Source organism: Streptomyces sp. NPDC026515 (assembly GCF_055567595.1).
The window spans coordinates 164,340-186,300 of sequence record NZ_JBVHQD010000008.1 but is presented as its reverse complement, the minus strand read 5'-3'; the positions used below and the strand labels follow the sequence as shown (position 1 = coordinate 186,300).

The following is a 21,961-nucleotide window of genomic DNA, read 5'->3' as shown; positions in this document are numbered from 1 at the left end:
GGGGAAAGCCGGCGAGCTCCGATCGGGCGGACCGCAGGGAGGGGGTACCCCCGCCGCACGCCACGCCGTGTCCGTCGGCTCCGTGGGTCAGCCGCGTGCGGCCAGCAGCTGTTCGATCACGACCGCGACGCCGTCCTCGTTGTTGGCGACCGTGCGGCCGGAGGCGGCGGCGATCACGTCGGGGTGGGCGTTGCCCATCGCGTACGACCGTCCGGCCCAGGTCAGCATCTCGACGTCGTTGGGCATGTCGCCGAAGGCCACGACCTCCCCGTGCGAGATGCCGCGCTCGGCGCACTCCAGGGCCAGCGTGCTGGCCTTGGAGACCCCCGGACCGCTGATCTCCAGCAGGGCACTGGGGCTGGACCGGGTGACGTTGGCACGGTCGCCGACGGCCAGGCGGGCGAGGGTCAGGAAGGCGTCGGGGTCGAGGTCGGGGTGGTAGGCGAGGATCTTGAGCACGGGCTCGCCGGCGCCCGGACCGTCGGCCGCGAGGATCTCCTCGGCGGGCAGCAGCTGGTCCGGTGTCTCCAGGTGCAGCTTGGGATAGGCGGGTTCCTGGTGGAAGCCGTACGTCTGCTCGACCGCGTACACCGTGCCGCGCGCGGCGTCGCGCAGCAGGCGCACCGCGTCCAGCGCGTTCTCCCTGGCCAGTTCGCGTACCTTCACGAAGCGGTGGGCGCCGGGGCCGCCGTGCAGGTCGACCACGGCCGCGCCGTTCCCGCAGATCGCCAGGCCATGGCCGTGGACGTGTTCGCTGACGACGTCCATCCAGCGGGCCGGGCGGCCGGTGACGAAGAAGACCTCGACACCCGCCTCCTCGGCCGCGGCCAGCGCGGCGACGGTCCTCGGGGAGACCGACTTGTCGTCGCGCAGCAGGGTGCCGTCGAGATCGGTGGCGATCAGCCGGGGCGGGGTGGCGAAGTCGGGGGTCTCGGGCTGTCGGGTCGCTGAGGTCACCGGGTCATTCTCGCGCATATGCCCGCACGCCAGTGCGGTGCTGCGCGCAGATGAGACACAGACGACTCCGGGGTGTCAGGCCAGCTGGGCCGGGGCCTCCATGGCGATCTGCTCGAAGACCTTCTCGTCGGCCGCGAAGTCCGAGTCCGCGATGGGCCAGTGGATCACCAGTTCGGTGAAGCCCAGCTCCTGGTGGCGGCCGGCGAAGTCCACGAAGGCGTCCAGGGACGCCAGCGGACGGGCCCGGTCCGGGGTGAAGCCGGTGAGCAGGACCTTCTCCAGCATCGACGCGTCCCGCCCGATCGCGGCGCAGGCGTCGCCGAGTTTCGCCGTCTGACCGCGCAGTGCCTCGACGGACTGCTCGGGTGTGCCGCTCTCGTACAGCTTCGGGTCACCGGTGGTCACCCAGGCCTGTCCGTGCCGCGCGGCGAGCTTCAGCCCGCGCGGGCCGGTGGCGGCGACCGCGAAGGGCAGCCGGGGCCGCTGCACGCAGCCCGGGATGTCGCGCGCCTCGTGAGCCGAGTAGAACTCGCCCTCGTGCGTCACGGAGTCCTCGGTGAGCAGCCGGTCGAGCAGCGGCACGAACTCGGCGAACCGGTCGGCGCGCTCCCGCGCGGTCCACGGCTCCTGGCCCAGCGCGGTGGCGTCGAAGCCGGTGCCGCCGGCGCCGATGCCGAGCGTCACCCGGCCGCCGGAGATGTCGTCGAGGGAGATCAGCTCCTTGGCCAGCGTCACCGGGTGCCGGAAGTTGGGCGAGGTGACGAGCGTGCCCAGACGGAGCCGGTCGGTGACGGACGCGGCCGCGGTGAGCGTCGGAATCGCGCCGAACCACGGGCCGTCCCGGAAGCTGCGCCAGGACAGGTGGTCGTAGGTGTAGGCGGTGTGGAAGCCCAGTTCCTCGGCCCGCGTCCAGGCGGTACGGCCGCCCTCGTTCCAGCGGCGGTACGGCAGGATCACGGTGCTCAGACGCAGACTCATGCGTTCGAGACTAAGGGGCGCCACCGACGGCGGACGAAACGGTCACCGTGTGCGGCCGCTCAGCCACGGCGTGAGGGAGGCGACGGTGAGGTACTCCTTGTACGTGCGGTCCCCGGGCAGCGGGACGACCAGCCAGGCGGCCGGCGGGAAGCGGCGGGAGCGGACATGGGCCAGCCCGCCGAGGACGGAGCGCAGGAACGCGGGCACGTCGTCGCGCGGGACGTCGTGGAACGCGATGCCCTCCACCGTGATCAGCGCGTCGTCGTCGGGGTAGAGCCGCACGCTCACCCGGGGCAGCCCGCCGAACTCGGCGTACGCCTCGTGCGGCAGTGAACCGTCCGGATCCGCGGTGACGCCGAAGCCCGCGGCGCTGCGCCGGGAGGTCTGGTCCGCGCCGATGTCGTGGGTCACCTCGATCTCCCGGCCGCTCTCCGCGGCGATCGCGCGAAGGGCGGTCACGGCCGCCTCGGTCGTGGGGAGGTGGCCCTTGCGGTCGCCCTGGTCCATACCAGTCATCATGCAGGGTCAGTGCGGGTCGGGAAAACGCAGGTACTGCGGCGGTACGGCCCTCGTCAGCCACACGCCGTTCGCGCTGATGTGGAAGACATGGCCGGCCCGGTGCATCGCGCCCGCGTCCACGGAGAGCACGACCGGGCGCCCGCGCCGCGCGCCGACCCGGGTCGCGGTCTCGCGGTCGGCCGACAGGTGTACGTCGTGCCTGCTCATCGGGCGCAGGCCCGCGGTCCGGATCGTGTCCAGATAACGGGCCACGGTCCCGTGGTAGAGGTACGGCGGCGGGACCGCCGGGGGCAGCCCGAGTTCGACGTCGACGCTGTGGCCCTGGCTGGCGCGGATCCGGGCGCCTTCGATCGCGAAACGCTGCTTGTCGTTGGCGGCGACGACGTGGTCGAGTTCCTCACGGGTGACCGGGAAGCCGTGCGCCGCTGCCGCCGCGAGCAGCGTGTCGATCTCCACCCAGCCCGCATCGTCGAGCGTGAGGCCGATGCGCTCAGGCTGGTGGCGCAGGTGCTTCGACAGGTACTTCGACACCTTCACGGTGCGCCGCTCGTCCCACGTCCTGTCGTTCTGTCCGATGTTCGGCTTGTCGTTCTTTCCGTTATTCGGTCTGTGGGTCTTCTTGTCATTCACACCTCCAGGGTGCCGGGGGAGACGCGGATCACGCAGATATTTTTCGCCGCAGGTTTGATCCACAAGCAAGTCAGGTTATCCACAGGGGGAGTTGGCCGTGCTGTGGACAACCGCCGTGCGATTCACGGCGTTTCGTCAAGATCGCCGGGGGGATGGTGATCTGCGGTCAGCGCGTCCAAGTGGCGTGCCCGTGACTCCCGTTCGGCGGCAAGCGTGATGAACTCGGCCACCCGCTCCGGACCAACGAGCCTTTGTACGGCCCGGATCGTGTCGGCGGGAAGGGACACCGACCGGGTCTGTTCCAGGTTCTCCGGGTGCTCCCCCGCGCCGAGCCGCCGGCGCACCTCGCGGGTCGCGAACAGGCGCATGGCCCGCGCCAGTTCGGCGTCCACGGTCTGCCGGGCGAGCGGGCGCAGACGCCGCACCAGCGAGGCCGCCTCGGCCGCCTTCGCGTCGGTGCGGTGGTGCGGGTCGTCGAGGTAGCGGGCGAAGACGTGCTCGGTGGTGAACTCCATGAAACGGGCGGCTATGTGCTCGACCTGGACCCTCAACTCCCGCAGGTGATCGGAGACAGCGGTGAGCGGGACCCCGGCCGCGTACAACTCGGCCGCCACGGCCAGCTCCTGGGGGCTCGGCACGAGGAAGGAGTCGGGTTCGCCCGCCACCGGTTCCAGGACGCCGAGTGCCACCGCCTCTGCCACGGCCGTGTCGTCGGGGCTGCCGCCGAAGCGGGCGTCAAGGTCGGCCCGGGAGAGACGGACCGGTTGCTCGTCGGTCCAGGGGCCCTCGGCCTCGGTGACGAGACCCAGCACACCGGCCAGGCCGCGGCCGGTGTCCCAGGCGTCGAGGAGCTCCTTGACGGACGCGAGGGTGTAGCCGCGGGCGAGCAGGTCGGCGATCTGGTGGAGGCGGGTGAGGTGGACGTCGGAGTACACGTTGGCCCGGCCCCGGCGCTCGGGGCGGGGGAGCAGACCCTTGTCCTGGTAGGCGCGGACCGTACGGACGGTGGTCCCGGACCGATGGGCCAAGTCCTCGATCCGGTACGCCGTTTCGGCCGGTGGACCGGCCGTCACAGCCTGGGCTCCATCCGCGCGATCCTCCGCAGCACCCCCGGCGCCACCCGCGACAGCAACCGCGCTCCCCGTGCCTCCGGGGTCACCGGGACCACCGCCCTGTTGTGCTCCACGGCCTCCAGGATCGCCGAAGCGACCTTCTCCGGCGGGTAGTTGCGCATCTCGTACAGGCGGGCCGAGCGCTGCCGCCTGCGCCGTTGTTCCTCCTCGTCGACCCCGGTGAAACGGGCGGTCGACGTGATGTTCGTGTTGACGATGCCGGGGCAGATCGCGGTCACGCCGATGCGGCCGGCGAGTTCGGCGCGCAGGCACTCGGACAGCATCAGGACCGCCGCCTTGGAGGTGCTGTAGGCCGGCAACGCCCGCGACGGCAGGTAGGCGGCCGCCGAGGCGACGTTCACGATGTGGCCGCCCTGGCCGCGGTCCGCCATCCGCGCGCCGAACAGGCGGCAGCCGTGGATCACCCCCCAGAGGTTGACGTCCAGGACCTTGCGCCAGTCCTCCGTGGTCGTCGTGAGGAACGAGCCGGAGAGGCCGATGCCCGCGTTGTTGACCAGTACGTCCAGGACCCCGTACGAACGGTGGACCCGCTCGGCGAGCTTCTCCATGGCCTGTTCGTCGGAGACGTCGGCCGTCTCGGCCCACGCGCCGGCCGCGCCGATCAGCCGGGACAGCTCGGCGGTGCGGGCGGCGGCCTCCGCGTCCCGGTCCACGGCCACCACCCGGGCGCCCGCCTCCGCGAACGCGAACGCCGTGGCCCGGCCGATGCCGCTGCCCGCGCCGGTGACCAGGACCAGCTGGCCGCCGAACCGCTGGGCGTGGCGGTCGGCACGCTTCGGTTCGGTGTCCCGGCCGTCCTCGACGGAGATGACGAACTCCTCGATCCAGGCCGCCACCTGCTCCGGCCGGGTGCGCGGGATCCAGTGCTTGTCGGGCAGGGTGCGGCGGGTCAGCCGGGGTGCCCAGCGCTCCAGGTCGTCGTACAGCCGCTCGGAGAGGAACGCGTCGCCCAGGGGCGTGATGAGCTGCACGGGCGCGTGCGCGTAGGCGTCCTGGCGAGGGCGGCGCAGCCGGGGCCGTACGTTGTCGCGGTACAGCCAGGCTCCGTGTGCCGCGTCGGAACGGAGGGAGCCGGTGGGGTAGTCCCCGGCGGGGAGATTCTCGGCCCGCCGCAGGATTCCCGGCCAGGCCCTGCCGAGCGGGCCGCGCCAGGCCAGTTCGGGGACGACGGGGGTGTGCAGCAGGTACACGTACCAGGACTTGGCGCCCTGGCCGAGGAGCTGTCCCACCCGGCGGGGGGTCGGGCGCTTGAGGCGCGCGTTGATCCAGTGTCCGAAGTGGTCGAGGGATGGCCCGGACATCGACGTGAAGGAGGCGATGCGGCCCTCGGTGCGTCCCACGGTGGCGAACTCCCAGGACTGCACGGAGCCCCAGTCGTGGCCGACCAGGTGCACCGGGCGGTCCGGGCTGACGGTGTCGATCACCGCCAGGAAGTCGTCGGTCAGCTTGGCCAGCGTGAAGCCGCCGCGCAGTGGCCGCGGTGCGGTCGAGCGGCCGTGTCCCCGGACGTCGTACAGCACCACGTGGAAGCGCTCGGCCAGGCGGGGTGCGACCTCGGACCAGACCTCCTTGCTGTCCGGGTAGCCGTGCACGAGGACGACCGTCGGTTGCGTGGGGTCGCCCAGTTCCGCCACGCACAGGTCGATGCCGCCGGTGTGCACCATGCGCTCGCGTGCGCCCTTCAGTGCCGTCACTTGTCCCCCGTCCGGCGCCGCACTCCCCCACGCTCGAACGACCCCGCCCGGGGGGACCCCCATGGCAGATCGTCGTCCAGCCAGAAGGCGCTCCGCTCGGGGTCCCGGGAGTCGGTCACCACGAGGATCTCCTCGAACTTGGCGCCGGTGCCCCGGAAGCCGAGGTGTGGTTCGACCGCCCACAGGCCCGGCTGCGGTGGGTGGTCGGAGAAGCGGTACGGCGACCACAGCGGTGACCAGCCCACGCGGTGGCCGTGCAGGGCGTCGGCGGCGAGGCCCTTCAGGGACTGGGTGCCGAACCCGAAGAGACGGGGCGACCAGCGGCGCTGCTTCACGCGGTCCACCTTGTGGGCGATCACGCCGAACGGGTACGCGCGGTGCCGGTTGGCGTAGCCCTGGCGGACCATGAGGCGGTCCACGTCCGCGTAGATCTCGCGCAGCGGGCGCCGCTCGCGGACCTCGCGCAGGATCAGGTCCCGGTGTGCCTCCAGGTCGGCCATCAGGCGGTCCTGGACGGGGTTGGCGCCGAGCGACCCGGAGTAGCCGATGTCGGCCGTGCAGCCCTCGTGCACCGGGGCCAGGTCCAGGATGAACGGCATCCCGGGCTCCAGCCGGCGGTCGGTCGGGAAGAACTGCAGGGGTACGCGGAAGCCGGTGAACGCGGTGCGGTCCCCGAACCAGGCGAAGGGGAGGTGGAACCAGTCCCGGACACCACGGGCACGCAGCCCCTCGCGCAGCATCCGCGCCGCCTCGCGCTCGGTGACGCCGGGTTCCAGCCGGGCCGCGACCGCCTCCGCGCATTCGTAGGCGAGTCGCTGCACCCGCCGGAAACCCTGGAGCTCCGTGGCACGTTCGGAGAGTACGTCCTGCACTGTCGTCGTCATCCGCCCCGTCCCCGTCGACTGCGGTACGTGTCCGTAACTTGACACTGGTGAATGTGACAGTCGTCAGAGGCGACGTCAATAGGGGGGTGCACGGCCTGTGGACAAGTGCGCGTAGCCCTCAGGCAGGGGATCCCCTAGGGTCCCGTACTACTCCAGAGGGACGTGAAGACGGCTCTCGGGTCTGACGACCGCCCGTGGTCGAGGTCACTACCTTCGTTGGCGTGACTGTGATCGCGACCGAAAGCCTGAGCAAGCGGTTCCCCCGGGTGACCGCGCTCGACCGGCTGTCCGTGGACATCGGACCCGGTGTGACCGGACTCGTCGGAGCCAACGGCGCCGGCAAGTCCACCCTGATCAAGATCCTGCTGGGTCTGTCCCCCGCCAGCGAGGGCCGAGCCGAGGTGCTCGGCCTGGACGTGGCGACCAAGGGTGCCGCCATCCGCGAGCGGGTGGGCTACATGCCGGAGCACGACTGCCTGCCGCCCGACGTCTCGGCCACCGAGTTCGTCGTGCACATGGCCCGCATGTCCGGCCTGCCGCCCGCCGCCGCGCGCGAGCGCACCGCCGACACCCTGCGCCATGTCGGGCTCTACGAGGAGCGGTACCGCCCCATCGGCGGCTACTCGACCGGCATGAAGCAGCGCGTGAAGCTCGCCCAGGCGCTGGTGCACGACCCGCAGCTGGTCTTCCTGGACGAGCCGACCAACGGTCTCGACCCGGTGGGCCGCGACGAGATGCTCGGCCTGATCCGCCGTATCCACACCGACTTCGGTATCTCGGTCCTGGTCACCTCGCACCTGCTCGGCGAACTGGAACGCACCTGCGACCACGTGGTCGTCGTCGACGGTGGCAAGCTGCTGCGCTCCAGTTCCACCACCGACTTCACGCAGAGCACGACCACCCTCGCGATCGAGGTCACCGACAGCGACGAGCACCCCGACGGCACCCACGCGGTGCGCGACGCGCTGCACGCACGCGGGGTGGAGACGAACGCCGAGGGCGGCGGCCTCCCCGGCGCCGGCCACATCCTGCTGCTCACCGCCCTGGGCGAGGAGACGTACGACCTGGTCCGCGACGTCGTCGCCGACCTCGGCCTCGGCCTGGTGCGCATGGAACAGCGCCGGCACCACATCTCCGAGGTCTTCACCAGCAGCGACGAGCAGCCGAAGGAGGCGGCCGTCCATGGCGGTTGAGCAGCCTCTGGCCACCCCCGCGGGTGACCAGTCCCGAATCCACGACATCGGCTACCGCGGCTACGACGGCCCGCGCCTCGGCCGTGCCTACGCCCGCCTGTCCCTCTACTCGCAGACCCTGCGCGGCTCCTACGGCCTCGGCCGCTCGGTGAAGTCCAAGGTGCTGCCGATGCTGCTGTTCGCGGTGATGTGCGTGCCGGCGGCCATCATGGTCGCCGTCGCCGTCGCCACCAAGGCGCACGACCTGCCGGTGTCCTACACCCGGTACGCGATCATCATGCAGGCCGTCATCAGCCTGTACGTCGCCTCGCAGGCACCGCAGGCGGTCTCCCGGGACCTGCGTTTCAAGACCATCCCGCTGTACTTCTCGCGGCCCATCGAGACCGCCGACTACGTCCAGGCCAAGTTCGCGGCCCTGGCCTCGGCGCTGTTCGTCCTCACCGGCGCCCCGCTGGTCGTGCTGTACGCGGGTGCCCTGCTCTCCAAGATGGACTTCGCCCACCAGAGCAAGGGGTTCGGCCAGGGACTGCTCTCGGTGGCCCTGCTGTCCCTCCTGTTCGCCGGAATCGGCCTGGTCATCGCGTCGGTCACGCCGCGCCGCGGCTTCGGCATCGCCGCCGTGATCGCCGTTCTGACCATCTCCTACGGCGCGGTCTCCACCCTCCAGGCGATCGCCGACTCCCAGGGCAGCACCGGCGCCATCCCGTGGATCGGCCTGTTCTCGCCGGTCACCCTGGTCGGCGGGCTGAGCACCGCCCTGCTCGGCGGCACCAACACCTTCCCTGGCGGCGACGGGCCCTCCCACGCCCAGGGCGTGGTGTACCTGCTCGTCATCGTCGGCCTCATCGCCGCCTGCTACGGCCTGCTGCTGCGCCGCTACAAGAAGGTGGGACTGTGACCACGCTCTCCATCGACCATGTATCCCGCTGGTTCGGCAACGTGGTCGCCGTCAACGACATCACCATGACCATCGGCCCCGGCGTCACCGGTCTGCTCGGCCCCAACGGCGCCGGAAAGTCCACCCTCATCAACATGATGGGCGGTTTCCTCGCCCCCTCCACCGGGACGGTCACCCTCGACGGACAGCCGGTCTGGCGCAACGAGGCGATCTACCGGCACATCGGCATCGTCCCCGAGCGCGAGGCGATGTACGACTTCCTCACCGGCCGCGAGTTCGTCGTCGCCAACGCCGAGTTGCACGGCCTCGGTGCCAAGGCCGCCCAGCAGGCGCTGGCCACGGTCGAGATGGAGTACGCGCAGGACCGCAAGATCTCGACGTACTCCAAGGGCATGCGCCAGCGCGTGAAGATGGCGTCCGCCCTCGTCCACGACCCCTCGCTGCTGCTGCTCGACGAGCCCTTCAACGGCATGGACCCGCGCCAGCGCATGCAGTTGATGGACCTGCTGCGGAGGATGGGCGACGAAGGCCGCACCGTGCTGTTCTCCTCGCACATCCTCGAAGAGGTCGAACAGCTCGCCTGGCACATCGAGGTGGTGGTCGCCGGCCGGCACGCGGCCAGCGGCGACTTCCGCAAGATCCGCCGGCTGATGACCGACCGCCCGCACCGCTACCTGGTCCGCTCCAGCGACGACCGCGCCCTCGCCGCCGCGCTGATCGCCGACCCGTCGACCTCGGGCATCGAAGTCGACCTCACCGAGGGCGCGTTGCGTATCCAGGCCGTCGACTTCGGCCGCTTCACCGCCCTGCTGCCGAAGGTCGCCCGTGACCAGGGCATCCGGCTGCTCACGGTCTCGCCGTCCGACGAGTCCCTCGAATCCGTGTTCTCGTATCTGGTCGCGGCGTAGGAGGCCGAAGATGTATGACCCCACAGTCGCCCGGCTCACCTATCGAGCCCTGCTCGGCCGCCGCCGGGCCCTCATCCTGGGGGCGCTGCCCCTGCTGCTCATCGTGATCTCCGTCGTCGTCCGCGGCCTCGCCGGCGCCGACGACCAGACGGCCTCCGACCTGCTCGGCGGCCTCGCGCTCGCGACCATGGTGCCGATCATCGGCGTCATCGCGGGCACCGGGGCGATCGGCCCGGAGATCGACGACGGCTCGGTGGTGTATCTGCTGTCCAAGCCGATCAAACGGCCGACGATCATCCTGACGAAGCTGATCGTGGCGATCGCCGTGACGATGGTGTTCTCGGCCCTGCCGACGCTGGTCGCGGGCTTCATCCTCAACGGCAACGGCCAGCAGATCGCCGTCGCCTACACGGTCGCCGCGCTGGTCGCGTCGATCGCCTACGCGGCGCTCTTCCTGCTGCTGGGCACGGTGTCCCGGCACGCGGTGGTCTTCGGTCTCGTCTATGCGCTGGTCTGGGAGGCGCTGTTCGGCTCCCTCGTCCCCGGCGCGCGCACGCTGAGCGTTCAGCAGTGGTCGCTGGCGGTCGCCCACAAGGTGACGGGCGGCGAACTGGTCACGTCCGACGTGTCCCTGACGACGGCCACCGTGCTGCTGGTCGCGGTGACGGTCCTGGCCACCTGGTACGCCGGCCAGAAGCTGCGCTCGCTGACGCTGGCGGGCGAGGAGTAGACGCCCTCTTTATTGACGAGGGCTTCACCCCTTGCCGGGCACACTGGGCAAGGGGGACGGCGGGCGGAGAGGAACGGGGATGACGGACGGTTCCGGGGACGCCGACTGGGACGGTGTCGTGCTGAACGAGGACTTCATACGCTCCGCGGAGTCGTCGGAGCCGTCCGCGCGGGCGCGGATGCTGGCGGCCAAGTGGCGTGCCGAGTCACCCGAACCCCAGCCGTGGCGGTCGGACGAGCCGCCGGCGGGGTGGTTCTTCAGCAAGGCCCGGCGCAAGTGGTGGCGCCGGTAAGCAGTTCCTCGGCCGCGAGCCGGCGGTGGGCCGTCGTGCCCACCCGGCGGGGCGGTATATCGGCACAGCCCCGCGCCCCTGACGGGCGCTGCAGCGGGCCCTTTAAATCAGTGGCGGCCAACTCGGCCCAAGGGCACAGTTGTTGTGTCAGCCCATGAGCCGGGAGAGGAGCCGGACGATGTCCATGCACGACAGTACGTCCCGCTCCCGTCAGGGCAGCCGTCGGCGGATCGCCGTGTAGCTGCCCGGGGCGGCCGCTTCGAGCACGCGACGTCGCTCTCGCGTGGGCCGCCCACCCGGAGGATTGGCCGAGTGGTAAGGCACTGGCTTGCGCTGTGCTTCATTCAGGGCAAGTCAAGGTCGGGCCTGGAAAGCCCGCGCACGTTCGATTCGTGCATCCTCCGCGCCTCAGCCCAGCAGACGCTCCACGACCACCGCGATTCCGTCCTCCTCGTTGGAGGACGTCACCTCGTGGGCCACGGACTTGAGTTCCTCGTGCGCATTGGCCATGGCCACCCCGTACGAGGCCCACGCGAACATCGGGATGTCGTTCGGCATGTCGCCGAAGGCGATCGTGTCGGCGGACTTGAGGCCCAGCCGGCGTGCGGCCAGGGAGAGGCCGGTCGCCTTCGACAGACCCAGCGGCAGCAGCTCGACGATCCCCTCGCCGGCCATCGCCACCGTGACGAAGCCCCCGGCCACCTGCCGTGCGGCCTCCGCCAGCTCGTCGTCGGACAGCGTCGGGTGCTGTATGTAGATCTTGTTCAGCGGGGCCGCCCAGAGGTCGGCCACGTCCATGAAGGGGGTCGACGGGAGGTGACCCGTCACCGCGTACCCCGGCCCCACCAGCACCTCGCCGTCGAGGCCGTCGCGGCTCGCGGCGACGTACAGCGGCCCGACCTCCGCCTCGATCTTCGCCAGGGCGACCCCGGCCAGCCGGCGGTCCAGCGTCACGGACGTCAGCAGACGGTGCGACCCGGCGTCGTACAACTGCGCGCCCTGACCGCACACGGCGAGGCCGTGGTAGCCGAGGTCGTCGAGGATGTGCCGGGTCCAGGGGACCGCGCGGCCGGTGACGACGATGTGCGCGGCCCCCGCCGCGGTGGCCGCGGCGAGCGCGTCACGGGTGCGCCGCGAGATCGACTCGTCGGCGCCGAGGAGCGTTCCGTCCAGGTCGGTGGCGATGAGCCCGTAAGGGAAGCTCACCGGGACACCGGCTCCAGGACCTCCCGGCCGCCCAGGTAGGGGCGCAGTACCTCGGGGACCCTGACCGAACCGTCGGCCAGCTGGTGGTTCTCCAGGATGGCCACGATCGTGCGCGGTACGGCGCACAGCGTGCCGTTCAGCGTGGCCAGCGGCTTGACCTGCTTGCCGTCACGGACCCGGATCGACAGCCGGCGGGACTGGAACTCGGTGCAGTCCGAGGTCGACGTCAGCTCGCGGTACTTGCCCTGCGTCGGGATCCACGCCTCGCAGTCGAACTTGCGGGCGGCGGAGGAGCCGAGGTCACCGGTGGCCACGTCGATCACGCGGAACGGCAGTTCCAGCGAGCTCAGCCACTGCTTCTCCCAGGCCAGCAGGCGCTGGTGCTCCGCCTCAGAGTCGCCGGGGGCGACGTAGGAGAACATCTCGACCTTGTCGAACTGGTGGACGCGGAAGATGCCCTTGGTGTCCTTGCCGTGCGAACCCGCCTCGCGGCGGAAGCAGGGCGAGAACCCGGCGTAGCGCAGCGGGAGGCGCTCCGCGTCGATGATCTCGTCCATGTGGTACGCGGCGAGGGGCACCTCGGAGGTGCCGACCAGGTAGAGGTCGTCCTTGTCGAGGTGGTAGACGTCCTGGGCCGCCTGGCCGAGGAAGCCCGTGCCCGCCATGGACTGCGGCCGGACCAGCGCCGGGGTCAGCATCGGAGTGAAGCCGGCCTCGGTGGCCTGCGCGATCGCCGCGTTGACCAGGGCCAGCTCCAGGAGGGCGCCGACACCGGTCAGGAAGTAGAAACGGGAGCCGGAGACCTTGGCGCCGCGCTCGACGTCGATCGCGCCCAGCAGCTGGCCCAGCTCCAGGTGGTCCTTGGGCTCGAACCCCTCGGCACCGAAGTCGCGGATCGTGCCGTGTTCCTCGAGGGTGACGAAGTCCTCCTCGCCGCCGACGGGCACGTCGGGGTGGACGAGGTTGCCGAGCCTGAGCAGCAGCTCGTGGGTCTCGGCGTCGGCGGCGTCGCGCTCGGCGTCGGCGGCCTTGACGTCGGCCTTCAGCTGCTCGGCCTGCTTCAGCAGCTCGGCCTTCTCGTCGGCGGAGGCCTTGGGGATGAGCTTGCCGAGCGACTTCTGCTCGTTGCGCAGCTCGTCGAAGCGGACGCCGGAGGACCTGCGCCGCTCGTCGGCGGAGAGGAGGGCGTCGACGAGCGCGACGTCCTCTCCACGGGCGCGCTGGGACGCGCGCACACGGTCGGGGTCCTCACGGAGCAGACGTAGGTCAATCACGGAGCCAAGGCTACCGGTGTGGGGTTGCCCCCCACTAATCACTATTGACCCGTGTTCCGAATCGCGGCTTACGTTCCGTTATGGGGGAATTGCCAAGCGTGTCAATAAAAAGTGTCTCACTCCCCGAGACGGGGCACGCGGGCGGCCGGCGGTTGACTTGATTCCCTTGTGGGGAACGGGATTTGGGGGCCTGGTTGTCCACAGGGGCCGAAGCCTTCCGGAGAGTTATCCACAGGGTGTGTGGATGAGGTGTGGACTCCGGAATTGATCACTCCGTAACCCGCGCGTGAAGAGAGGGATTCCCCGTCCAAACCTGGACAACACCCACTTTCGAGTGGAAAGGCATCGCTCCAAAAGATGAACCATGGGAAACGAGTGGACGAAGGGTGATGCGAGTGATCACCGGCCCGTCGGTGCACTCCGGGCCGATTTGTCGACAGGGTCGGGTGCTGCTGTCGACTTGTCCCCAGGTCGAGTTGAGCGCCTGTGGATAACTCCTGTGGATAACGAAGATATGAACGTGTGGCCGGTCAGAAACGGCCGTCCTGGCAGCGCGCCACCCAGTCCGAGGCCGCCATGAACTCCTCGTCGGACGTCCCCGGTCGCGCCGGGCCCACTGCCTCGCCCGGCCTGACGTCCGCACGCGGGTACGAGCCGAGGAACCGCACCTGGCGGCAGATCCGCTTCAGCCCCATCAGGGCCTCCGCCACCCGGCGGTCGGAGATGTGCCCCTCGGCGTCGATGCAGAAGCAGTAGTTGCCGATGCCCGCTCCGGTGGGCCGGGACTGCAGCAGCATCAGGTTGATGCCCCGGGTGGCGAACTCGCCGAGCAGGTCGCGCAGCCCGCCGGGGTGGTCGTCGTTCTGCCAGAGCACGACCGAGGTCTTGTCCGCCCCGGTCGGGGCGGCGGGCCGGGCCGGACGGCCGACCAGGACGAACCGGGTCTGCGCGTTCTCCGCGTCGTGGATCTCGGTCTGCAGAGCCTCCAGGCCGTACCGCTCGGCGGCGAACTCACCGGCGAACGCGGCGTCGAACCGGCCTTCCTGCACCAGCCGGGCGCCGTCCGCGTTCGAGGCGGCGGACTCCCAGACGGCGTTGGGCAGGTGGGCCCGCAGCCAGTTGCGGACCTGCGGCTGGGCGACCGGGTGCGCGGTCACCGTTTTGATGTCGGAGAGCTTGGTGCCCGGGCGGACCAGCAGCGCGAAGGTGATCGACAGCAGCACCTCGCGGTAGATCGTCAGCGGCTCGCCCGCGACCAGCTCGTCGAGGGTGGTGGTGACCCCGCCCTCGACGGAGTTCTCGATCGGGACGAACGCGGCCTCGGCCTCGCCGCCCCGCACCGCGTCCAGCGCGGACTGCACGGAGACGTAGGGGATCAGCTCCCGGGTGGCCGACTCCGGAAGCGTGCGCAGGGCGACCTCGGTGAAGGTGCCTTCGGGGCCGAGATACGCATAGCTCGCTGGCATGTCCCTCACCCTAATGGGCGCAGGGGAGCGGGGCTCGCCCGTCCCGCCGGATCCACTCGACCGGGTGGTTTGAAGCCCGGACACGCACCTGTCCGGTCGCTCAGCCCTCCAGCAGCCGCTGCCCCACGTACTCCCCGTCGGCCGCCCCGCCCGGCACCGCGAACAGTCCGCTCGCCTCGTGCCGGATGTACTGGGAGAGCGCGTCCCCGCGGTCCAGTTTCCGCTGCACCGGGACGAACCCGCGCAGCGGATCCGCCTGCCAGCAGACGAAGAGGAGCCCCGCGTCCGGCGTTCCGTCGGCGTCGATGCCGTCGTGGTAGGAGAACGGGCGCCGCAGGATGGCCGCGCCCCCGTTCTGGTCGGGCCGGGTGATCCGGGCGTGGGCGTTGATCGGGACGACGTACTCGCCGTCGTCCCTGGCCTTCTCCAGGTCCATCGCCGTCGTCTCGGTGCCCCCGGACAGCGGCGCCCCGTTCGACTTCCTGCGCCCGATGACGTTCTCCTGGGCCGCGAGCGACAGCTTCTCCCAGTCGTCGAGGAGCATGCGGATCCGGCGTACGACGGCGTAGGAGCCGTTCGCCATCCAGGCCGGGTCGTTCGAACCGGAGGCCGGCACGAAGATCCTTCTGTCGAAGTCGGACTCCGCCGGCTTCGGATTGCGCGTGCCGTCCAGCTGGCCCATGAGGTTGCGGGCCGTCATGGGGTGGGCGGTGGCGCCCGGAGCGCGGTTGAAGCCGTTCATCTGCCAGCGGACCCTGGCCGCGCTGCCCGCGTCCTTCTGGACGGCACGCAGCGCGTGGAAGGCGACCAGGGCGTCGTCGGCGCCGATCTGCACCCACAGATCCCCGTTGCTGCGCGAGGAGTCGAGGTGGTCGGAGGAGAAGTCGGGCAGCGGATCCAGGGCGGCCGGGCGCTGCTTCTCCAGGCCGGTACGGGCGAAGAAGCTGTTGCCGAAGCCGAAGGTGACGGTCAGCGACGAGGGACCGGCGTCACGGGCCACATCCGTGTCGTCCTGCGTCATCGGCTTTCCCGCCATCAGCCGCTGGGCCGTCGTCGACCAGCGGCGCAGCAGCGCGGCGGCCTCCTTCCGCCCCGCGCCGGCCGCCAGGTCGAAGGCGACGAGATGGCCGCGCGCCTGGAGACCCTCGGTGATGCCGGGCTGATGTTTCCCGTGAAACATCGCCCGGTCGGAGCCCACCGAGCTGAGCGGGGTGGCCTGGGCGGGGGCGGCCGCGTAGCCGACGCCCGCGCCCGCCGCCGCGCCGAGCACGAGCCCGGTGGCCCCGGCGGTGCCGAGCAGCGCGCGCCGGCTGAGGCCCGCGGCCGGGGGAGCCGACGGGCTCTCCGCGGTGACCTGGGGACGGAGGGACTGGGACGGTTCAGCCATGGTGCGGTTCAGCCGATCTGCGCGTTCTTGGAGACGGTCACCTGGTCGATGTCGGAGGTCCGTACGCTCACGGAGACCTGCCAGTCGCCGGCCATGGGGATCTGCACACCGTTGGCGGCCCAGTGACCGGTGGTGACGTGGTCGGGGGCCACGGGGAGCGGCCCGATCTTCTTGGCGGCGAGTGTGAAGGCGACCTTCACCTCGGGGATGTCGAAGGCCCGGCCGTTGGGACGCTGGACGTAGACGTGCATCTCGTTGAGCCCCACGGTCGCCGGGTCGAGGTCGACGCGGACGACACCCTTGCCGTCCTTGCCGCCCGTGTCGAAGGACATGTCGAGGGTCAGCGCTCCCGAGGACGAGGTGGACGCAGAGGACGAGGAGGAGGACGCCGCGGCGGCGTCCTTGGCGTCCTGCTCGGTGCGGCCCGGTTCGGTCTGGGTCAGCACGGTCGTGACGGCGAGCAGGGCGACGGCGACCCCGGCCTCGGCGAGCACCGAGCGGCGCAGTCCGAACCGGTTGGGATCGGCGTCCCGGGCGCGCTTCTGCCGGGCGGCGTCCTTGGCGGCCTGCTGCCTGGCCAGCTGAGCGACGCGGTCGGGGTCCGCGGAGTCGTCGTCGGAGGCGTCCTTGCCGGAAGCCTTGACGCCGGATGCGCCGGATGCGCCGGTCGGGCCCGACGTGACCGAAGCTTCCTTCGTGGCTGACGACGCCTTGACGGTCTCCCGCTTCCCCTCCGCCTCGGCCGATTCCGCCGACGTCTCCGTCTCCGTGTTCGTGTCTGTCTCGGTGTCCGTCACGGCCGTGTGCGCGAGCCGTCCCGTCCACCGCCGGGAGATGGACGCGATGCCGACCAGGAGGGCCACCAGGGCGATCTTGACCAGCAGCAGCTGTCCGTAGGCCGTGTCGGTGAACGCCGACCAGGAGCCGAGCTGGCGCCAGGACTGGTAGACGCCGGTGCCGACCAGCGTCACCACGCTGCCGAAGGCGACGCCGGAGAAGCGCCGTACGGCGGTGGAGCCGACGGGGCTGTCGGCCGGGGCCCGGTAGAGGGCGACCAGCAGGGCGGTCAGACCGCCCAGCCAGGTGGCGACGGCGAGCAGGTGGACGACGTCGACCGGCATCGCGATGCCCGGCTGGAGCCCGGTGGAGGCGTGTTCCGCCATCGCCCAGCTCGCCGCGAGCCCGGCGGCCACGACGGTTCCGCCGACGGCGAGCCCGAAGGTCAGGTCGCGCTTCTCCGCGCCCTCCTCGCGCTTGTCGTAGGCCCCGAAGAGGACGGCGATGAACAGCGCGGCGGCCGCGAGCAGCAGCAGCCGGGAGACCAGGGCCGCGCCGGTCTTGGTCTGGAGGACCTGGCCGAGCAGGTTGAGGTCGACGACGTCGCCGAGGCTGCCGGAGGTGGTGTAGGAGCCGCGCAGGAGCAGCAGCCAGAGGGTGGCCGCGGTAAGCGTCAGCCAGCCGCCGACGACCAGCCGTTGCATGGCCTGTACGCCGGCGCCGCGCTGCCAGCAGGCGAGGACGAAGGCGGCGCCGCCGACGAGCACGATGTACCCGGCGTACGACATGTACCGCCCGAAGCCGTAGAGCCAGCCGACGACCCCGCCGCCCGCGCCCTGGTCCCCGACCGAGGCGACGGTCGCGGAGGGTGCGCCGACGGAGAAGGTGTAGGCGCCGGCGACGGGATGGCTGTCCGCCGAGACGACCTGCCAGGCGACGGTGTACGTGCCCCTGCCCAGTCCGCTCCTGAGCTGGACGCCGTAGGTCGTCCCGGTCAGGCTGTCCGGCTTGGCCAGGTCGACCCGCTTGCCCTTGGGGTCGAGGACCCGGATCGAGTCGTCGTTCAGCGACACGTTCTCGGAGAACGTGAGCGAGACCTGGTCGGGTGCCTTCGGAACCACCACCCCCTGGGCGGGGTCGCTGCCGGTCAGCGCGGCATGCGCGGAGGCCGGCCCGGCGCCGGCCAGCAGCGCGCCGGTGACGGCGAGGAACAGCAGTACCAGCGTGCGCAGGCGGGGGGTGATGGTCCGCGTCAAGGTCGGTCCCTCCCTCAGTGTCCGGTCGACGGGTTGTACGTGGCGGACTTCACCGGCATCTCGACGGTGAGCGGACCGGATTCGGCGAACTTCAGTCTCAGGGTGATCGTGTCGCCCTGTTTCGGCCGCCGCTTCAGCTTTTCGAACATCAGGTGGTTGCCACCGCTTTTGAACACGAGTTGACCGTGGGCGGGCACCTCGAAGGAGCCGACCTCCTCCATCGCACCGCCGTTGGTCTCGTGCATGGTGACCTCACCGGCGGAGTCGCTGGTGACGGACGTCAGCTCGTCGTCGGTGGCGCTCTTGTTGGTGATCGTCAGGAATCCGGCGGCCATGTCGGCGGAGACCGGCTGGGGCATGTAGGAGGCGCCGACGGAGAGTTCGGTTCCCGAGGAGCCCGCGGTGTCCGAGCCGCCGCAGCCCGCGAGGACCAGCGCACCCGTCAGGGCTATGCCGGTCGAGGCGACGCCGGTCAGGGCGAGCCGCCGCCCGGTCGGCGCCGGGAGCTTCAGGGCCGGGCGCCTCACGGGTTCTCCCCCTTGATCAGCTTGGGGAGGTCCTTGGTGTAGTCGTCGACCGTGGCGTCCTCGTCGTAGAGGACGTATCCGCCGTCGGTCTTCGGTGAGAACGCCATGACCTGAGTGCCGTGCACCGAGACGGTCTTGCCGGTCTTCTTGTCCTTGTGGGTCGGCTCGATGGAGATGCCGATGGCGCGGGCGCCGGCCTGAATGGTGGAGAAGTCGCCGGTCAGGCCGATGAACTGGGGGTCGATGCCCCTGAGCCACTTGCCGAGTTCGGCCGGGGTGTCGCGGCCGGGGTCGGTGGTGACGAACACGACCCGCAGTCCGGCCTGGTCGGCCTTGGACAGCGCCTTCTTGGCGACCGCGAGGTTGTTCATCGTCAGGGGGCAGACGTCGGGGCAGTGCGTGTAGCCGAAGTAGATGAGCGTCGGCCGGCCCTTGGTCTCGGCACGCAGGTCGTACTTCTTGCCCTGGGTGTCGGTGAGCACCAGATCGGGCTTCGCGAACGGCTGGTCCAGGACGGTCGCGGCCTTGTTCGAGGTGTCCCCGGCGACGACGGTGACGGGTGACTTGGCGTCGTCGCCGCTGCCGCAGGCGGAGAGGGCCAAAGTGGCGGCGGCGAGCAGGGCGGCCGCGGCGAACGTCTTTTTGCGCATAGGAAAATGTCCCAGATGTGAGAGATCCGGCGCGCACCGGGGGCGTACGAGAGCTACCGGGGCGTACGAGAGCTGTCGGAGCCTCGACAGCCTCGCACGGCCCCCTGTGCGCGTGACGGACGTGGAGCTCAGGCCTCGGAGCCGGTGGACCGGCGGCGGCCGGCGAGGACGCCGTAGGCGACCCCGGCCGCGCCGACCACGATGCCGACGACGCCCAGGACGCGGGCGGTGGTGTCACTGCCGCCGGAGGAGCCGGAGTCGCCGGAGGCCGTGGTCTCGGTCTTGGCCGCGGTGTCCTCGGCGGTGGTGCTCCCGTGGTGGTCGTCGGTGGCGGCGGACAGCGCGAGGGCCGGGGCCGGGTTCTCCGGTTCCTCCTGGCCCTTCTGCTGGACCTCGATCCAGCGGACGACCTCGTTGTCGGAGTACGTCTGGATCGCCTTGAAGACCAGTTCGTCGGTGTCCTCGGGCAGGGCGCCCACGGAGAGCGGGAACTTCTGGAAGTAGCCGGGCTCGATGCCCTTGTCCGCGGCGGTCCAGGTGACCTTGGTGACCGCCTCGGAGATCTTCTCGCCGTGCATCTCCAACGGCTTGGCCAGCTTGGACTTGGTGACCTCGATCTTCCAGCCGGCCATCGGCTGCGGCATGACGGAGGCGAGCGGGTGGTCGGCGGGGAAGTTGACCTCGACCTTGGTCGTCGAGGCGTTGTCGCGCTCGTTGGGGACCTTGAAGTCGATGACCGCGTAACCGCCCTTGGCGGCTGTGCCCTCGGGCTGCACGCTGACGTGGGCGAACGCGGGCGAGGAGACGGCCAGGACGGCCGTGCCCGCAACGGCGGCGACGGCGGCGACGGCCGCGGCGGAACGAGAAGCCTTCATGACACGGAAAGCCTTCATGGCAGGGAGCACTCCACTCCGAGTGAGTTCTGTCGTCTAGGGGGGCGCGCGGGCAGCCGATGCGCACGCGCGCGTGCCGCGCGACGGCGGCGGGCCCCTCCGGATCCGGACAGATCCCGGGAGTGCTCCGGTCGCGTCGCGTCAGGCGGCGAGAACGAGTACGGCGGCGGGCCGGGGCGGCCCGCGCCGGATCACGGAGTGCTGGAGTGCGACGGTGTGCGGCGCGGGCGGCTCGTCCCGGGTGCTGCGACGGCTGCGGGCGGGCGCCTCGGGTGCGGCCACGAGCCCGGCGCGCAGAGCCCGCGTCAGCGCGAGCGCCCCGCGCAGGGAACGCACGAGCGCCCCCTCGGCGACTCCGTGCGCCGACAGGTCGATCAGCCGCAGCAGCGCCAGGTCGCCCCGGCGCAGCAGCCATCCGGCGACGACGGCGGCGAGGAGGTGTCCGAGCAGCATGGGCACGGAGGGCAGCAACGAGCCGGCGGCCCCGGTGGCGTCCGCCGCACGGGCCGCGCCGTTCAGGTCCGCGGTCGGGGCCGGGACGGCGGTGCTGAGGTGCGCGTCGGAGAGGATCTTGTAGGCGTGTGCGGGGCTGAGCTGCGCCGCGCCGGCCCCGCACACCAGTCGTGCGGCCCGCTCGACCAGCGAGGCGTCACTCGCCGACATGGCCGGCATCGACGACATCGAGTTCATCGCGTTCATAGACGACATCGACATCGAGCCGCCCGGCATCGCCGCGCCGCCGTGCTGGCCGAGCCCGAACAGCGTGTGCAGCGTGGTCTGAACGACCGCGAGGAGCGCCACGATCCCCGGCAGCGTGCGGGCCCGCCCGGTGAGCGGGGCGACGAGTGCCAAGGTGCCCAGGAAGCCGGCACCGAGCGTCCACAGCGGGACGGTCGCGCAGGACGCCAGTGTGTGCCCCGCCGCGGCCAGCACGACACAGAGCGCGGCGAACACCGCGGCCCGCAGGAGCCGCAGTCCGCTTCCGGTGCGCGCCGCGCGCGGGTGGGGGGCGTTCATGGCGCGCTCATCATCGCACTGGGCCGGCGCCCCCCATACGGCAGGTCCACAAGATTCGTTTACATGTGAAAGGGGGGAAAGAACCGGAAGATCACTCTTGCCGTGAACCACCCGCTCATACACCGAAACCTCCCGGGGCGCATCCACCGGATGGGCGTTCTCACATGAACGGAGTGCTTACACCCGCGCACGGATGGCAATAGGTATCGGTATGTCGAGCCGCGGCCAGGAGGCTGGAGCATGAGCATCTGGTGGTCACTCCATCTGCGGCGTGAGGCCGCGAGCGTTCCGCTCGCCCGGCGACTGCTGATCGGCACGATGGAGACGGCGGGCGTCGACCCCGAGATCTCCTACGACCTCTCCGTGGCCCTCAGCGAGGCCTGTGCGAACGCGGTGGAGCACGGCGGGGCGGGCCGCCCCTCGGAGGCGTACCGGGTCACCGCCTATCTGGACGGCGAGAAGTGCCGTATCGAAGTGGCCGACTCGGGCCCGGGGCTCGGCCCCGGATTCACCCGCACCCAGGAGATCAGGCCCGCCCGACCCGACGCCGAGCACGGCAGAGGGCTCTGTCTGATCAGAGAACTGGCCGATCACGTCCACATCGGCAACAAGCCGGGCCGCGACGGCACGGTGGTCAGCTTCGACAAGATCCTCAAGTGGACCAAAGATCCTTCTCTGCTTTCGGCATGACT

At 70.9% G+C, this 21,961-nt stretch carries 22 protein-coding genes and 1 tRNA gene; 7 read left to right on the top strand and 16 right to left on the bottom strand.

Translation table 11 applies throughout. The features are described from left to right. Positions 1 to 87: 87 nt before the first annotated feature. The 7 genes from ACZ4O3_RS18515 to ACZ4O3_RS18485 form a co-directional block, all read right to left on the bottom strand. Positions 88 to 975: an HAD-IIB family hydrolase gene (locus ACZ4O3_RS18515; RefSeq protein WP_384990992.1), complete on the bottom strand. Its 888-nt coding sequence runs from the start codon at positions 973 to 975 to the stop codon at positions 88 to 90. A 57-nt stretch (positions 976 to 1,032) separates the two neighbouring features. After that, complete coding sequence (locus ACZ4O3_RS18510) at positions 1,033 to 1,935, bottom strand: LLM class flavin-dependent oxidoreductase (RefSeq protein ID WP_467723008.1); 903 nt, start codon at positions 1,933 to 1,935, stop codon at positions 1,033 to 1,035. Positions 1,936 to 1,977: 42 nt separating this feature from the next. Further along, positions 1,978 to 2,442 carry a hypothetical protein gene (locus tag ACZ4O3_RS18505; RefSeq protein WP_467723006.1) on the bottom strand — a complete coding sequence of 155 codons (465 nt, stop codon included), beginning with the start codon at positions 2,440 to 2,442 and terminating at the stop codon, positions 1,978 to 1,980. A gap of 18 nt (positions 2,443 to 2,460) precedes the next feature. Next, the gene (locus ACZ4O3_RS18500) at positions 2,461 to 3,030 is read right to left on the bottom strand and encodes an RNA 2'-phosphotransferase (RefSeq protein ID WP_467723258.1); all 570 of its coding nucleotides are present in this window, start codon (positions 3,028 to 3,030) and stop codon (positions 2,461 to 2,463) included. A gap of 176 nt (positions 3,031 to 3,206) precedes the next feature. Then, positions 3,207 to 4,157 carry a MerR family transcriptional regulator gene (locus ACZ4O3_RS18495; protein ID WP_362727463.1) on the bottom strand — a complete coding sequence of 317 codons (951 nt, stop codon included), beginning with the start codon at positions 4,155 to 4,157 and terminating at the stop codon, positions 3,207 to 3,209. After that, complete coding sequence (locus ACZ4O3_RS18490) at positions 4,154 to 5,911, bottom strand: SDR family oxidoreductase (RefSeq protein WP_467723004.1); 1,758 nt, start codon at positions 5,909 to 5,911, stop codon at positions 4,154 to 4,156. Before ACZ4O3_RS18490 ends, ACZ4O3_RS18495 begins: the two co-directional genes overlap by 4 nt. After that, entirely contained in the window at positions 5,908 to 6,795 is an 888-nt protein-coding gene (locus tag ACZ4O3_RS18485) for a M24 family metallopeptidase (RefSeq protein WP_467723003.1), read from the bottom strand. Before ACZ4O3_RS18485 ends, ACZ4O3_RS18490 begins: the two co-directional genes overlap by 4 nt. Positions 6,796 to 7,022: 227 nt before the next feature. Here ACZ4O3_RS18485 and ACZ4O3_RS18480 point away from each other — a divergent pair, with 227 nt between their 5' ends. From ACZ4O3_RS18480 to ACZ4O3_RS18455, 6 genes are all read left to right on the top strand, one after another. Beyond that, complete coding sequence (locus tag ACZ4O3_RS18480; RefSeq protein ID WP_467723257.1) at positions 7,023 to 7,988, top strand: ABC transporter ATP-binding protein; 966 nt, start codon at positions 7,023 to 7,025, stop codon at positions 7,986 to 7,988. Then, positions 7,978 to 8,886, top strand: a complete 909-nt coding sequence (locus ACZ4O3_RS18475; protein ID WP_362718829.1) for an ABC transporter permease — start codon at positions 7,978 to 7,980, stop codon at positions 8,884 to 8,886. The genes ACZ4O3_RS18480 and ACZ4O3_RS18475 overlap by 11 nt, the downstream gene beginning before the upstream one ends. After that, the gene (locus ACZ4O3_RS18470) at positions 8,883 to 9,794 is read left to right on the top strand and encodes an ABC transporter ATP-binding protein (RefSeq protein ID WP_362718832.1); all 912 of its coding nucleotides are present in this window, start codon (positions 8,883 to 8,885) and stop codon (positions 9,792 to 9,794) included. The genes ACZ4O3_RS18475 and ACZ4O3_RS18470 overlap by 4 nt, the downstream gene beginning before the upstream one ends. Before the next feature lie 10 nt (positions 9,795 to 9,804). Beyond that, positions 9,805 to 10,524, top strand: coding sequence for an ABC transporter permease subunit (locus ACZ4O3_RS18465; protein ID WP_467723001.1), 720 nt, complete (start codon positions 9,805 to 9,807; stop codon positions 10,522 to 10,524). Between the two features lie 79 nt (positions 10,525 to 10,603). Next, complete coding sequence (locus ACZ4O3_RS18460; protein WP_362718838.1) at positions 10,604 to 10,816, top strand: SGM_3592 family protein; 213 nt, start codon at positions 10,604 to 10,606, stop codon at positions 10,814 to 10,816. A 298-nt stretch (positions 10,817 to 11,114) separates the two neighbouring features. After that, a tRNA-OTHER gene (locus ACZ4O3_RS18455) sits at positions 11,115 to 11,220 on the top strand. Between the two features lie 4 nt (positions 11,221 to 11,224). Here the strand turns inward: ACZ4O3_RS18455 and ACZ4O3_RS18450 are convergent. The 9 genes from ACZ4O3_RS18450 to ACZ4O3_RS18410 form a co-directional block, all read right to left on the bottom strand. Beyond that, entirely contained in the window at positions 11,225 to 12,022 is a 798-nt protein-coding gene (locus ACZ4O3_RS18450; RefSeq protein WP_467722999.1) for an HAD family hydrolase, read from the bottom strand. Continuing rightward, complete coding sequence (serS, locus tag ACZ4O3_RS18445) at positions 12,019 to 13,296, bottom strand: serine--tRNA ligase (RefSeq protein WP_362718843.1); 1,278 nt, start codon at positions 13,294 to 13,296, stop codon at positions 12,019 to 12,021. Before serS ends, ACZ4O3_RS18450 begins: the two co-directional genes overlap by 4 nt. A 530-nt stretch (positions 13,297 to 13,826) precedes the next feature. Continuing rightward, the gene (gene pheA, locus ACZ4O3_RS18440; protein ID WP_362718846.1) at positions 13,827 to 14,762 is read right to left on the bottom strand and encodes a prephenate dehydratase; all 936 of its coding nucleotides are present in this window, start codon (positions 14,760 to 14,762) and stop codon (positions 13,827 to 13,829) included. A gap of 100 nt (positions 14,763 to 14,862) precedes the next feature. After that, the gene (gene efeB / locus ACZ4O3_RS18435; protein WP_467722997.1) at positions 14,863 to 16,149 is read right to left on the bottom strand and encodes an iron uptake transporter deferrochelatase/peroxidase subunit; all 1,287 of its coding nucleotides are present in this window, start codon (positions 16,147 to 16,149) and stop codon (positions 14,863 to 14,865) included. A gap of 8 nt (positions 16,150 to 16,157) precedes the next feature. Further along, complete coding sequence (locus ACZ4O3_RS18430) at positions 16,158 to 18,182, bottom strand: copper resistance CopC/CopD family protein (RefSeq protein ID WP_467722996.1); 2,025 nt, start codon at positions 18,180 to 18,182, stop codon at positions 16,158 to 16,160. 14 nt (positions 18,183 to 18,196) lie between these two features. After that, a complete protein-coding gene (locus tag ACZ4O3_RS18425; RefSeq protein WP_362728327.1) occupies positions 18,197 to 18,658 on the bottom strand; it encodes a copper chaperone PCu(A)C in 462 nt (153 codons plus the stop codon). Between the two features lie 47 nt (positions 18,659 to 18,705). Further along, positions 18,706 to 19,359 (bottom strand): SCO family protein, encoded by a 654-nt coding sequence (locus tag ACZ4O3_RS18420; protein ID WP_362728325.1) that lies wholly within the window; start codon positions 19,357 to 19,359, stop codon positions 18,706 to 18,708. Between the two features lie 128 nt (positions 19,360 to 19,487). Then, positions 19,488 to 20,234, bottom strand: a complete 747-nt coding sequence (locus ACZ4O3_RS18415) for a YcnI family copper-binding membrane protein (RefSeq protein WP_467722994.1) — start codon at positions 20,232 to 20,234, stop codon at positions 19,488 to 19,490. A gap of 159 nt (positions 20,235 to 20,393) precedes the next feature. Continuing rightward, complete coding sequence (locus ACZ4O3_RS18410) at positions 20,394 to 21,269, bottom strand: hypothetical protein (RefSeq protein WP_467722992.1); 876 nt, start codon at positions 21,267 to 21,269, stop codon at positions 20,394 to 20,396. A gap of 240 nt (positions 21,270 to 21,509) precedes the next feature. Here ACZ4O3_RS18410 and ACZ4O3_RS18405 point away from each other — a divergent pair, with 240 nt between their 5' ends. Beyond that, positions 21,510 to 21,959 carry an ATP-binding protein gene (locus tag ACZ4O3_RS18405; protein WP_362731667.1) on the top strand — a complete coding sequence of 150 codons (450 nt, stop codon included), beginning with the start codon at positions 21,510 to 21,512 and terminating at the stop codon, positions 21,957 to 21,959. Positions 21,960 to 21,961 lie beyond the last annotated feature (2 nt).